The sequence below is a fragment of the Pseudomonas sp. RIT-PI-o genome (assembly GCF_001297215.1).
In the GTDB taxonomy this organism is placed as follows: domain Bacteria; phylum Pseudomonadota; class Gammaproteobacteria; order Pseudomonadales; family Pseudomonadaceae; genus Aquipseudomonas; species Aquipseudomonas moraviensis_A.
In genome coordinates, this window is record NZ_LHPA01000018.1 from 98,742 (window position 1) to 112,329 (window position 13,588).

The window sequence follows — 13,588 nt, forward strand, 5'->3', positions numbered from 1 at the left end:
TCAAATCACAAAACGCGCCACCATAGCGTTCAAATCCACCGCCAGTCGTGACAGTTCATGGGTCGCGGCGCTGGTCTGGTTGGCGCCGGCGGCCGATTGAGTGGCCAGATCGCGGATGTTGACCAGGTTGCGGTCGACCTCGCGCGAGACTTGCGCCTGTTCTTCCGAGGCACTGGCAATCACCAGATTGCGTTCGTTGATCTGATGAATCGACTGGGTGATCTGCTCCAGCGCCACACCGGCGGCGCGGGCCATTTCCAGGGTGGACTGGGTGCGCTGATTGCTTTGCTGCATCGACGAGACCGCTTCACCCGTGCCGTTCTGGATGCCGGCGACCATTTTTTCGATTTCCTGAGTCGACTGCGCGGTGCGATGGGCCAGTGCCCGTACCTCGTCCGCCACCACGGCGAAGCCACGCCCGGCTTCCCCGGCACGGGCCGCTTCGATGGCCGCGTTGAGTGCCAACAGGTTGGTCTGCTCGGCGATGGCGCGAATCACGTCCAGCACTTTGCCAATGTCGCGACCTTGCGCGGCGAGACCTTCGATCATCTGCGCGGTGTTCTGCACGTCGTGGGTCATGGTCTGGATCGCGTCGACGGTTTTCACCACTTGATCGCGCCCTTCGCGGGCGGCGTGGGTCGACTGGTTGGAGGCCTCGGAAGTCGACACGGCGTTGCGCGCGACTTCTTCCACCGCAGCGGTCATCTCGTTGACGGCAGTGGCGGCTTGTTCGATTTCATTATTCTGCTGCTGCAAGCCACGGGAAGCTTCTTCGGTGACGGCACTGAGCTCCTCGGCAGCGGCGCCCAGTTGCGTGGCAGAGCCGGCAATCTGTTCGATGGTTTTGCGCAGGTTGGTCTGCATCGCGGCCAAGGCTTCGAGCAGACGCGCCGGTTCATCCTTGCCGTCGACTTCGATGGCTTTGCTCAGGTTGCCGCCGGCAATTGTCTGCGCGGCGAGCACTGCGCGGTTGAGCGGCGTGACGATGCTACGGGTCAGCAACCAGGCGAGCAGCACGGTGGCCAGCGCGGCGATCACGGCAACGATGATGATCCCGGTGATGGCGCTGTCATAGTTCTCACCGGCCTGGATGGCCGCCGCTCTGGCCCCGGCCGTATTCATGCCGATCAATTTGTTGAGCTGCTCGCCCATTTGATCGGTGCCTTCCTTGATGCGCGTGTTGATCAATGCACGCATCGCTTCCAGATCGCCTTGGCGCGACAGCTCAAGCATGCGGTTCTGCGCTTGCAGGTAGTTATCGAGGGTGGTCGAAAACGTCTGGAAGACCGCGCGCTCGTCAGCGCCTGCCGGCAGCGCGGCGTAGCTGGCCTGGGCTTTGCGCACCTTGTCGACCAGCACAGCGATGCGGGTTTCTGCTTCTTGCAAGCTGGCCGGTTCGCGATTGACCAGCACACGGAACGAGAGAATGCGCATGCGCAGGACGTTTTCCGTGACCACGCTGAGGTGGGTCACGCTGGGCAATTGGTTGGTGTCCATATCGATCGACGCCTGACGAATGACCGTCATGCGGCTGACGGCGAACACGCCGAGGACGATCACCAGCAAGGCGATAAAGGCAAAACCGAGGAACGCACGGGGCGCGATATTGAGGTTACGCAGGGACATGGTCGGACTCTCGATAGAAAGAAACTGCGAGCGTCCATGCCGTGAGCACTGGCCCTTGGCGGGCGGCAGTCCGGCGTCACTGGGTTATGGTTTTGTGCGCGCCTGACCGTTGTATCGGCCAGGCTTGAGGAAGGTTTCGGGTTCGCAGCAAATATTTTTCGGAACGTCACAACAATCAACCCAGCTCCGCTGCCTTTGGTAGGAGCTGTCGAGTGCAAAGAGGCTGCGATCTTTTGATCCTGCTTTTAAAAGTGAAAAGATCGCAGCCTCGTTGCACTCGACAGCTCCTACATAGGCAAGCCGATCAGCGTTGGGTGGCGAGTTGCCAGACCCGAGCAATATCGGTGGCACGCTCACTCAGCAGCCGTGGGGCTTCGGCGCAGGCCTGTTCCAGAGTCATCGGCCCGCTGGTCACGGCGAACGCGGCGTCGATGCCATGTTGATAGAGTTCCTGATAGCCCTCGCCCAAGGTTCCGGCAATCACAATCACCGGCACGGCATGCTGTCTGGCTATCCGCGCAACACCGAACGGCGTCTTGCCGCGCAGGGTCTGCGCGTCGAACCGACCTTCCCCGGTGATCACCAGATCGGCGCCATTGACCGCCTCAGCAAGCCCGACCAATTCCGCCACCACCTCGACGCCCGCCTGAAACTGCGCGCCGAGAAAAGCCTTGGCCGCAAACCCCAGGCCACCCGCCGCGCCGCTGCCCGGCTCATCGCGCACATCCTTGCCCAACGCCTGCGCGCAGAGTTCGGCGAAGTGCCCCAGCGCCTGATCCAGTTGCTCGACCTGCGCAGGCGACGCGCCCTTCTGCGGGCCGAAAATGGCCGAGGCACCCTGCGGGCCGCAGAGCGGATTGTTCACATCGGCGGCGATGTCGAAACGTACCTGCGCGAGACGCGGATCGACTTCGCTCAAGTCCAGCTTCGCCAATTGCGCCAAGGCCAGCCCACCGGGCACCAGCGGCTGATCCTGCGCATCCAGCCACTTCACGCCCAAGGCCTGCATCGCCCCGGCCCCGCCGTCGTTGGTCGCGCTGCCGCCAATCGCCAGAATCACCCGTTGCGCCCCCGCATCCAGCGCAGCACGAATCAATTCGCCGGTGCCGAAGGTGCTGCTGATGCAGGCATCGCGCTGTCCCGGCAACACCAATTGCAGGCCGCTGGCCTCGGCCATTTCGATGATTGCCGTGTGACTGTGCGGCAACCAGCCCCACGCCGCGTCGACCGGCGTACCCAACGGGCCGCGCACGCGGGTGCGGCGCAGTTCGCCTTCGCAGGCCGCGAGAATCGACTCGACCGTCCCTTCGCCGCCATCCGCCATCGGGCACTTGATCAGTGTCGCCTGCGGCCAGACCTGAGCCAATCCGCGGGCGATGGCTTCGGCAACGCCTTGGGCACTCAGGCTGTCCTTGAACGAGTCGGGGGCGATGACGATCTTCATGGGAATTCTCCGGTTGCAGTGGCGTTCATGCTGCCAGCGGTCGCGAGCGTTGACGCCGGTCGGGTGCACAAGGGCTGGAGGTGATTGTTGTTCATTTTCACAAAAGGCTCTGCGGTGAATGTACCGCCGCCATCGCGAGCAGGCTCACTCCTACAGGGGAATGCATTCTGCTCGCGATGGCGTCTTTGAAGTCGCCCAATTAACCCGGATCTGTCTGCGGCAGTAGCTGCACCCCAAGATACAACGCCAGCATCCCGTCCAGCTTCAACGGATCAGCCCCGCTCAACTCGGCAATCCGCTCCATCCGATAACGCAAACTGTTGCGATGAATCCCCAAGGCATCGGCACATGCCTGACTCTGACCATCGTGCTCGCACCAACTGCGCAAGGTCGCGAGCAACTGGCCGTTGCTGTCCTTGGCAATGACCTTGCGCAGCGGCTTGAGCAACTCGTCCAGCGCATCATCGTTGCGATGGCGCCACAGCATGACCGGCAAGCGGTAACGATTGAGCGTCAGCAGCCTCGAATTCGGCAGCACATCACGTCCATAAGCAAGCAAATCGCCGACTCGTCGATAGCAGCGACGCAACCCGGCCAGACCATCCGCCTGCCCGCCGACGGCGATACGCAGAATCTTCCAGCCAAGGCCGTCGAGTTTTTCCAGCAGGCGATCATGCTCGACGTGCTGGCTCGCCGGGCGACACCAGAGCAGCGACGACTTCGCCGAACTCACGCACCAACTGTCGGGATAACGCGATATCAGCCATGCGCTCAACGCCTCGACGGTTTGCCCGGGGCCGTGTTCGAGGCCCAGCTCGAACAGATAGGGCACCCGCGTCAATTGTGGTTTCAGCCCGAGCTGCTGCGCCTCGTCGACCAGACGCGGCGAATCCCCCGCCTCGCTCAACAACAGCGCCAGCAGATCATCACAACGCTGCCGCCGCCACTGCTGCTCGGCCTGCTGATTGCGCTGGCCGACGAGCATTTCGGCGGTCATGCGCACCAGTTCGGCGTAAGTGCGCAATTGTTCCGGCTCGCCGGTGATGCCGAGCACGCCGATCAGGCGCTGGTCGAGCAGCAGCGGCAGATGGATCCCCGGCTGCACGCCTTTGAGATGCACCGCCGTCTGCGCATCGATTTCCACTACACGCCCGTTGGCCAGCACCAGTTGCGCGCCTTCATGACGGGTGTTGATCCGCTCCGGTTCGCCGCTGCCGAGGATCAGGCCCTGACTGTCCATGACGTTGACGTTGTACGGCAAAATGGCCATGGCCCGGTCGACGATGTCCTGGGCAAGGTCGTGATCGAGTTCGAACATAGCGGCGACAATCCTTCATTTCAGGCACAAGCGGTTGTTCAGCCGCACAGGGTCTGGCGACAAACCCTGTGCTCAGGCACAAAGACAATCCGGCCAAAGGTGGCCGAGACTCTCAGGGCGATCAACGTTACCCTTTGCATCGCAAAAAATCATAATAAAGAGAGAGCCGCTATGTCGCAGAGCGCCGCAGCTACCCAGACCATCGAAGACGGTAAAAACGCCGTCTACAAACGCATCACCCTGCGTTTGATTCCCTTCATTTTCATCTGCTACCTGTTCAACTACCTCGACCGGGTCAACGTTGGTTTCGCCAAGTTGCAGATGCTCGATGCACTGAAGTTCAGCGAAACCGTGTACGGCCTCGGCGCCGGGATTTTCTTCATCGGATACGTGCTGTGCGGCGTGCCGAGCAACCTGGCACTGACCCGTTTCGGCCCACGGCGCTGGATTGCGCTGATGATGATCACCTGGGGCACGCTGTCGACTTGCCTGTTGTTCGTCACCACACCCACCGAGTTCTACACCCTGCGCTTCTTCACCGGTGCGGCTGAAGCCGGTTTCTTCCCGGGCGTCGTGCTGTATCTCTCGCAGTGGTTCCCGACCTTCCGCCGTGGGCGGATCATGGCGCTGTTCATGTCGGCAATTCCGGTCTCAGGTTTGCTCGGAAGCCCGTTTTCCGGGTGGATCCTCAACCACTTCGCCGCTGGCCAGGGTGGCCTGGCCGGCTGGCAATGGATGTTTCTGCTGCAAGGCATTCCGACCGTGATCCTCGGCGCGCTGGCCTATTTCCTGTTGAGCGACAGTTTCGCCAACGCCAAATGGCTGACCGCCCACGAACGTTCGGTGCTCGAAGCCGACCACGCCGAAGACCTCGCCAACAAACCGAAAACCGCCACCGACTCGCTGCTCGCGGTGTTCAAGAACCCGGCGATCTGGGCGTTCGGCCTCATCTACTTCTGCATCCAGAGCGGCGTCTACGCGATCAACTTCTGGCTGCCTTCGATCATCAAGAACCTCGGCTTCAGCGATAACCTGGTGATCGGCTGGCTGAGTGCGATTCCGTATCTGCTGGCGGCAGTGTTCATGCTGGTGGTCGGGCGTTCGGCAGACTTGCGCAAGGAGCGTCGCTGGCATTTGGTGGTACCGATGCTGATGGGGGCGGTCGGGCTGGTGATTGCAGTGAATTTTGCAGCGAATCCGGCGATTGCGATTCTCGGCCTGACCATTGCGACGATGGGAGCGCTGACCGGCCTGCCGATGTTCTGGCCAGTACCAACGGCCATGTTGAGCGCGGGTGCGGCGGCCGGTGGCCTGGCGTTGATCAACTCGATGGGGCAGATGGCGGGGTTCCTCAGTCCGTACCTGGTCGGTTGGGTCAAGGACAGCACCGGTTCGACGGATGCGGCGTTGTATGTGCTGGCGGCGGTGATTGTCGGCGGGAGTCTGCTGGCGTTGCGGATGACGCGGGCGTTGCGGGCCTAATCAGACGCGCAGATCAAAAGATCGCAGCCATCGGCAGCTCCTTCTCTGGAATGCGTTCCCTGTAGGAGCTGCCGAAGGCTGCGATCTTTTGCGTTTAACCGGTGCAATAATTCACTTTGCGGGCTCTGACGCTTCTGGTATTTGATTAACCCCTTCCCACCGACAAAAGGATTTCGGCATGAGCTTCCGCACACTGGGCCACTCGGGCTTGCAGGTCTCTACCCTCACCCTCGGCACGATGATGTTCGGCGAACAGACCAGCACGGAAGATTCGCTGCGCATCATCGACAAGGCATGGGATCAGGGCATCAATTTCATCGACACCGCCGACGTCTACACCAACGGCCGTTCCGAAGAGATCGTCGGGGAGGCGATTGCCCGGCATCGGCATGAATGGGTACTGGCCACCAAGGTCGGTTTCGGCCCAGTGGACGGTGTGCCGAACCGCAGCGGTCTGAGCCGCAAACACATCTTCAACGGGCTTGAAGCCAGCCTCACGCGGCTGGGAACTGACTACGTCGATATCTATTACCTGCACCGCGAAGACCACAATACCCCGCTTGAAGTCAGCGTGTCGGCGATTGGCGACCTGATTCGCCAGGGCAAGATTCGTTATTGGGGCTTGTCGAATTACCGAGGCTGGCGGATTGCCGAGGTGATTCGCATTGCCGACAAACTGGGCGTGGATCGGCCGGTAATCAGCCAGCCGCTGTACAACATCGTCAACCGCCAGGCCGAGACCGAGCAGATCACCGCTGCGCAAACCTACGGCCTCGGTGTGGTGCCTTACAGCCCGCTGGCCCGTGGCGTGCTCAGCGGCAAGTACGCACCCGATGTGACCCCAGACGCCAACAGCCGCGCCGGGCGTCAGGACAAGCGCATTCTGGAAACCGAATGGCGCGTGGAGTCGCTGCGCATTGCCCAGCAGATTCAGCAATACACCGAGCAACGCGGCGTCGGCATGGTCGAGTTCGCGATTGCCTGGGTGTTGAACAACCGCGCGGTGACCTCGGCGATCGTCGGTCCACGCACTGAACAGCAGTGGGACGCCTACACGCTGGCGCAGGCGGTGCAGATCACCGCCGAAGACGAGGCGTTCATTGATTCGCTGGTGACTCCAGGGCATGCCTCGACACCGGGTTTCAACGATGTGAGCCATTTTGTTTCAGGACGCAAACCGATTCAGTCCTGACATTGCCCCGGTCCTCTCCCGAAAGAGAGGGCTGGCCGGTGGAAACGAAACAAGGCCTTTGTAACAAAACCTATATACTCGGCCGCTTTATGGAACCGAGCTTCAGCAGCCACGACCTACGGTTGCTCGCTCGAAAAGTCAGCCAGGATAGTCAATGTTCAATCGGCCTCTCGAGTTTGCCTGTAAGCCTCTGCGCGCGATGTTCAAAGCGTTCGATAACAAAAAGGCATACGACACCTCCCCTTCTGCGCCGCCAACCAGCGCCAACCCGCGGATTGCCGCCCTTGAATACCGTGCGGACATCGACGGGCTGCGGGCAATCGCAGTTCTGCTCGTTCTCGTCTTCCACGGCGGCCTGACGCTGTTTCCGTCGGGCTTTATCGGCGTGGACATCTTCTTCGTGGTTTCGGGATATCTGACCACCTCGATCATCATGAAAGCGCTGGAGAACCGCACGTTCAGCTTCACAGGGTTCTACACCCGGCGAATCTGGCGCCTGCAACCGGCAGTCATTGCATTGCTGGTAGTGACGTTAGTCGTCAGCACGCTGCTGTATTTGCCCGATGACTACATCGACTTTCTGAAAAGCGGGAAATACACCTCGCTGCTCATCTCCAATCAGTACTTTTCCAAAGTGACTACGGGTTATGCGACGCCCGACGCGGCGAGTCTGCCGCTGTTGCACACCTGGTCGCTGGCCATTGAATGGCAGTGGTACCTGCTACTGCCATTGGGCATCTGGCTGCTTGATCGCTATGTGCCGGGAAAAGCGTTCAAAGTCGTCGTACTGGGTTTGACTGTGGCCGCCACGGCGCTCGCGCTATACCTGTCTCGGGCCTATCCCGACCTGAACTACTACTTCTTCACCGCGCGAATCTTTGAATTGATGATCGGCTCGTGTGCGGTCATTTTCAGCTCGGACAGATTTCGCCTGGGCCGTTTGAGCGCTTCTCTGGTTTGCGCGCTTGCACTGGCAACAATTTTCTACTGTGCGATTCAGGATGACATCCTCGGTGGCTTCCCCGGTCCCCATGCTGTCGCGGTGTGCATTGCCACCGCGGTGCTGCTGTTTCGCGGTATCGGTGACGTCAGCATCACCTCGAATGCCCTGGCATTCAAACCGTTGGTATTTATCGGCACCCTCTCCTACTCGCTGTATCTGTGGCACTGGCCGATTCTCGCGGTGCTCGCTTATCTGGGCATCGCGCTGACGCCAAGCGTGACGGTCGTGTACTTCATCGCCACGTTCGTGATCGGTTACCTGTCGTTTGTGCTTGTTGAAAACCGCTTTCGCAAGGCGCGAGCCGGTTTCGCCAAAACCCTGCTGTTGATGATGGTACTGCCCGCGATCTGCCTGTCGCTGCTGCACGCGGCGGGTAGAAACCATGAGGGCTGGCCTAACCGGTTTGGTGAAGACTCGGTCGCCATGTTCAGTACGTTGAAAGCCTACGTACCGCTCAACCGTGAGGATTGCCTGGGCGCCAGTGATGGCACCAATCCGGGCTGCATCATGGGCGCGACGCAGGCGAAACCGCAGGTGATGCTGATCGGCGATTCTTACTCGAACCACTATTGGGGCTTTGTCGAAACACTCGCCAAGGATGCTGGGCTGTCGGTGCTGGCGCAGGGATATCCCGCCTGCCTCGCACTGCCCCGGATTTATCTCTACAACTGGTACAAAGCCAAAAATGCGCTGTATGAGAAATGTCACGCCGCGGCGCAACGCTACTACGACCTCATCGCCAGCAATCGTTTTCAGTACGTGATCATCGGCCAGTTCTGGGAGGCTTACCTCACCGATTCCATCGTCACGAAACTCGATGACCCGCGCAGCCTGGCGTTGTCGCAGCAACGACTGGGGATGGCGCTTCGAGAGGCGCTGGACATCATCGTCAAATCCGGTGCGCGGCCGATCCTGCTGATGAATACCCTGCCCATGCCCGCGAGAATCAACGAGTGCCTGCTCCGAAAGGTCAAGCTGCGCGGGATGATGGGCAGCGCTGAACAGAGCCGTCTGTGTGCTGCCGTGCCATGGTCAGGCCTGGAGGATCCGTTCATGGCGAAGCTGTTCACCGAACTGCAGACGGACTATCCACAATTGATGGTGCTTGATCCAAAAACCGTGCAATGCAAAGACGGCACCTGCATGACCACGGTCGATGACGTGCCGGTGTACCGCGACATCGGTCATGTGTCCGATTACGCCTCGTACAAGTTTGGGGAGCTGTACCTCAAACGCTTCGGCAATCCGTTGAAGGCTGATTGATAACGGGCGCTAACCAACCAGAGCTCGCCAAGGCAGATTCGCCAACTATGCTGAATCTGCCAACAGGTCCGGCGCCCGCGCGCCTGCTTTGCGTTTGAAATAATGAGCACTTGCTCAATATTCGCCACGAAAAACCCGTATCCTGCGCACCCGTTCAACCCTCAACACGCGAGGACAGTTTGTCTAAAGGTATCGCTTTATCAGTGTCAGCCTCGGTGCTGTTTGCCGTCATGTATTACTACACGTCGCTGCTTACGCCTCTGAGCGGCGTGGAAATTTTCGGCTGGCGGATGCTCCTGACCGTGCCGTGCATGACCTTGTTCATGCTGGTGTCCGGGGAATGGCGTCGGGTACTGGAGCTGATCCGGTTGATGGCGGCCAGGCCGAAACTGATTGCCGGGCTGCTTGTTTCGTCGGCGCTGCTTGGCGTCCAGCTATGGCTGTTCATGTGGGCGCCGCTCAATGGCTACAGCCTCGATGTATCGCTGGGTTATTTCCTGCTGCCACTGGCAATGGTGCTGACCGGGCGGATTACCTACGGCGAAAGCCTGTCTTACCTGCAAAAAATCGCAGTGTTCTTTGCCTGCCTCGGCGTGGTGAACGAGCTGTATCAGGTCGGTGGATTTTCCTGGGCGACGCTGGTCGTCGTGGTCGGCTATCCGCTGTACTTCGTCCTGCGCAAATACCTGAAAACCGACAATCTTGGCGGCCTGTGGGTCGACATGACGTTGATGCTGCCGATTGCTTACTGGTTTGTGCAGGGCGGCGAACAAGGTCTGGGAGTACTCGATCAGTATCCGGGCCTGATGTGGCTGATTCCGCTGCTCGGCCTGATCAGTGCTTCCGCGCTGGTGGTGTACATCATTGCCAGCCGCCTGCTGCCTTTCAGTCTGTTTGGCTTGTTGAGTTATGTTGAGCCGGTGTTGTTGCTTGCAGTGGCGTTGTTGCTTGGGGAAAGCATCAAGCCGGGCGAATGGCTGACTTACATCCCGATCTGGCTGGCGGTGGTGGTGCTGGTTTTCGAGGGCTTCAAGCATTTGACCCGCCAACGCCGCTCCTGAAAGCAAAAGATCGCCGCCTTCGGCAGCTCCTGCATTTGGAATGCGTTTTTCCTCTAGGAGCTGCCGAAGGCTGCGATCTTTGATCCTGAAAAAAATCCCGGCCCTGCATCTCTGCAGGCCGGGATTTTTCATTTCAGGTGCGGATTACTCAGTGGTCAGCACACCACGACGCACCTGGTCACGCTCGATCGATTCGAACAATGCCTTGAAGTTGCCTTCGCCGAAACCATCGTCACCTTTACGCTGGATGAACTCGAAGAACACCGGGCCCATCAGGGTCTCCGAGAAGATCTGCAACAGCAGACGCTTGTCGCCCTGCTCCGACGCACCGTCGAGCAGAATGCCGCGCGATTGCAGCTGATCGACCGGCTCGCCGTGATTCGGCAGACGTCCTTCAAGCATTTCGTAGTAAGTGTCCGGCGGCGCAGTCATGAAGCGCATGCCAATCTTCTTCAACTGATCCCAGGTCTTGATCAGGTCGTCAGTGAGGAAGGCAACGTGCTGGATGCCCTCGCCGTTGAACTGCATCAGGAACTCTTCGATCTGCCCGGCGCCTTTGGACGACTCTTCGTTCAACGGGATGCGGATCATGCCGTCCGGTGCGGTCATGGCTTTCGAGGTCAGGCCGGTGTACTCGCCCTTGATGTCGAAGTAACGGATCTCGCGGAAGTTGAACAGCTTCTCGTAGAAGTTCGCCCAGTAGGCCATACGCCCGCGATAAACGTTGTGGGTCAGGTGGTCGATGATCTTCAGGCCGGCGCCGACCGGGTTGCGATCAACGCCTTCGATAAACACGAAGTCGATGTCGTAGATCGAGCTGCCTTCGCCGAAACGGTCGATCAGGTACAGCGGCGCGCCGCCGATGCCTTTGATCGCTGGCAGATTGAGCTCCATCGGACCGGTTTCGATATGGATCGGCTGAGCGCCGAGTTCCAGTGCACGGCTGTAGGCTTTCTGCGAATCCTTGACGCGGAACGCCATGCCGCAAACGGACGGGCCGTGTTCGGCAGCGAAGTACGAGGCGACGCTGTTGGGTTCGTTGTTGAGGATCAGGTTGATCGCGCCCTGACGATACAGGTGCACGTTCTTGGAACGGTGGGTCGCGACCTTGGTGAAGCCCATGATCTCGAAGATCGGCTCAAGCGTGCCAGGAGTCGGCGCTGCGAACTCGATGAACTCGAAGCCCATCAGGCCCATTGGGTTTTCGTATAAATCTGCCATGGTGACGCCTCATCATTTCTTATCAATTAACCAGGGTTATTTGTCAGGAACGTGAGGCAGAGGGAGGCGCACAGGAGATGCCACGCACGCTGCGGGCGAGGAAGTCTCCGTAGATCAGTTGAAACCCGAATATCTTCATTGTCGACCCAAGGCTCTTGTGGGCGAGGCTTCTGCTGCCAGAAGACGATTATTATTGTATGCGTAACCCGATTCTACACAGCGTAACCTGGCTTGTCTGCCCTCCCTTTAGAATCCGCTTTTTTGCCTACTGTACAAGAGCCATCTGCCATCTATTCTCCCCTCTGGCTCAATTGTTTACCGGGCCCGACTTCCATGCCACAGGATGTGCCCATGCCGTTGACCCGCAGACCCCGCCGCAAACGCAGCACCCGCATCGCAGTAACGCTGCTCAGCGGTTTGCTGCCCATCGCGCTGGGCAGTGTGATCCTCTATATGCAGGCAGAACGCACGCTGCAGCAAAGCGCCGGGGAAACTGCCGAACAAGCGTTGCGCCAGTTCGACCTGATGCTCGATAACACCGCAGAAGCCGCCCGGGCTTTGCTTCCGCTTGCCGGAAAAAACTGCGAAGAGGTGAAGCTGGCCCTGCGCGAACAAGTGACCCGCCGGCCATTCGTGCGCTCGACCAATCTGGTCTGGGATAACAATCTTTATTGCAGCTCGCTGTTCGGTCAGTTCGAGGAAGCCGTGAATGCCGGGGATTATCATCAGGGCCGGCTGTGGTTGATGAATGGTAACCCTGTGACACCCGATACGGCGCTGCTGGTCTATCGCCTCAGCGACGGTCGCGGCGGCGCGCTGACCACGCTCGATGGTTATCACCTGAGCAATATTCTGCGCCTGATCGGTCGCCAGACATTGCTGATGCTGCAAGTGGGCGATAACTGGTTGTCCGCCGACGGCAAAGTGCATCAGGGGTCGCTGCCGACCTTGCCGGTCGCGCAGAGCATGCTGGAGTCCCGGCAATATGGTTTCAGAGTTACGGCGGGTTTCCCTCAAGGCGAAACCTGGCGATACATGGCGGCTGAGTATCCGCCACTGTTCAGCCTGCTGATCTTTTTCGGCGTGGTCTCCGGCGCGATCGGACACTTCGTACAAAAACGCTCGAGCTCACCCAGTCACGAAATGCTCCGTGCGCTGGAAGCCGGTGAATTCATTCCATACTTCCAGCCCGTGGTTAACGGCGACAGCCAGCAATGGTCAGGCGCCGAAGTATTGATGCGCTGGAACCACCCGAAAGAAGGGCTGGTGCGTCCGGATCTGTTTATCCCGTTTGCCGAACACTCGGGCCTGATCGTACCCATGACCCGCGCCCTGATGCAGCAGACAGCCCTGCTGCTAGGGCCTCACGCGGCGACCTTCGCCAAGCCGTTTCACCTGGGGATCAACATCACCGCCAGCCATTGCCGGGACCTGGAACTGGTGGAAGATTGTCGCGAGCTCCTTTCTGCATTCGCGCCGGGTAGCGTGCAACTCATACTGGAACTGACGGAGCGCGAGCTGATCGAGCCGACCGACATCACATTGCAGCTGTTTGAGCAGTTGCGTGCGTTGGGCGTAAAAATCGCGATCGACGACTTCGGCACCGGCCACTCCAGTCTCGGTTACCTGCGTACTTTCAATGTCGACTTTCTCAAGATCGACCAGAGTTTCGTGGCTATGGTCGGCATCGATGCCTTATCGCGGCACATACTCGATTCCATCATTGAGCTTGCGGCCAAGCTGGAGCTGGGTATTGTTGCCGAAGGTGTCGAAACCCAGGCCCAGGCCGATTACCTGACCGAACATCACGTTAACTTTCTGCAGGGTTATTTTTACGCTAAACCAATGCCAGCCGCAGATTTCATCGACGCATTAACTCACCATTAACTCCACCGACCATCCTGCCGAACAGGCGCACCAATTTGATACAAAAAATCATTGTTGTTACATGACGACAACATCAGGATTTACTCTTGTC

General features: G+C 59.4%; 9 protein-coding genes. 5 read left to right on the forward strand and 4 right to left on the reverse strand.

The features are described 5' to 3' along the window. From AEQ63_RS08245 to AEQ63_RS08255, 3 genes are all read right to left on the reverse strand, one after another. Complete coding sequence (locus AEQ63_RS08245; RefSeq protein ID WP_064362730.1) at window positions 1-1,626, reverse strand: methyl-accepting chemotaxis protein; 1,626 nt, start codon at window positions 1,624-1,626, stop codon at window positions 1-3. 304 nt (window positions 1,627-1,930) lie between these two features. Next, entirely contained in the window at window positions 1,931-3,070 is a 1,140-nt protein-coding gene (locus AEQ63_RS08250; protein ID WP_064362732.1) for a glycerate kinase, read from the reverse strand. Between the two features lie 199 nt (window positions 3,071-3,269). Continuing rightward, window positions 3,270-4,388: a sugar diacid recognition domain-containing protein gene (locus AEQ63_RS08255; protein ID WP_064362734.1), complete on the reverse strand. Its 1,119-nt coding sequence runs from the start codon at window positions 4,386-4,388 to the stop codon at window positions 3,270-3,272. A gap of 171 nt (window positions 4,389-4,559) precedes the next feature. Between AEQ63_RS08255 and AEQ63_RS08260 the strand changes: the two genes are divergently transcribed. From AEQ63_RS08260 to rarD, 4 genes are all read left to right on the forward strand, one after another. Continuing rightward, a complete protein-coding gene (locus AEQ63_RS08260) occupies window positions 4,560-5,870 on the forward strand; it encodes an MFS transporter (protein WP_064362736.1) in 1,311 nt (436 codons plus the stop codon). 178 nt (window positions 5,871-6,048) lie between these two features. Beyond that, a complete protein-coding gene (locus tag AEQ63_RS08265) occupies window positions 6,049-7,062 on the forward strand; it encodes an aldo/keto reductase (protein WP_064362739.1) in 1,014 nt (337 codons plus the stop codon). A gap of 154 nt (window positions 7,063-7,216) precedes the next feature. Next, window positions 7,217-9,328, forward strand: coding sequence for an acyltransferase family protein (locus tag AEQ63_RS08270; protein WP_064362740.1), 2,112 nt, complete (start codon window positions 7,217-7,219; stop codon window positions 9,326-9,328). 179 nt (window positions 9,329-9,507) lie between these two features. Then, window positions 9,508-10,389, forward strand: coding sequence for an EamA family transporter RarD (gene rarD, locus AEQ63_RS08275; RefSeq protein WP_064362742.1), 882 nt, complete (start codon window positions 9,508-9,510; stop codon window positions 10,387-10,389). A 144-nt stretch (window positions 10,390-10,533) separates the two neighbouring features. Here the strand turns inward: rarD and hppD are convergent, their stop codons facing one another. Further along, on the reverse strand, window positions 10,534-11,610 hold the full coding sequence (hppD, locus tag AEQ63_RS08280) for a 4-hydroxyphenylpyruvate dioxygenase (protein WP_016774910.1): 1,077 nt from the start codon (window positions 11,608-11,610) through the stop codon (window positions 10,534-10,536). A 351-nt stretch (window positions 11,611-11,961) separates the two neighbouring features. Between hppD and AEQ63_RS08285 the strand changes: the two genes are divergently transcribed. After that, window positions 11,962-13,497 carry an EAL domain-containing protein gene (locus tag AEQ63_RS08285; RefSeq protein WP_064362744.1) on the forward strand — a complete coding sequence of 512 codons (1,536 nt, stop codon included), beginning with the start codon at window positions 11,962-11,964 and terminating at the stop codon, window positions 13,495-13,497. Window positions 13,498-13,588 lie beyond the last annotated feature (91 nt).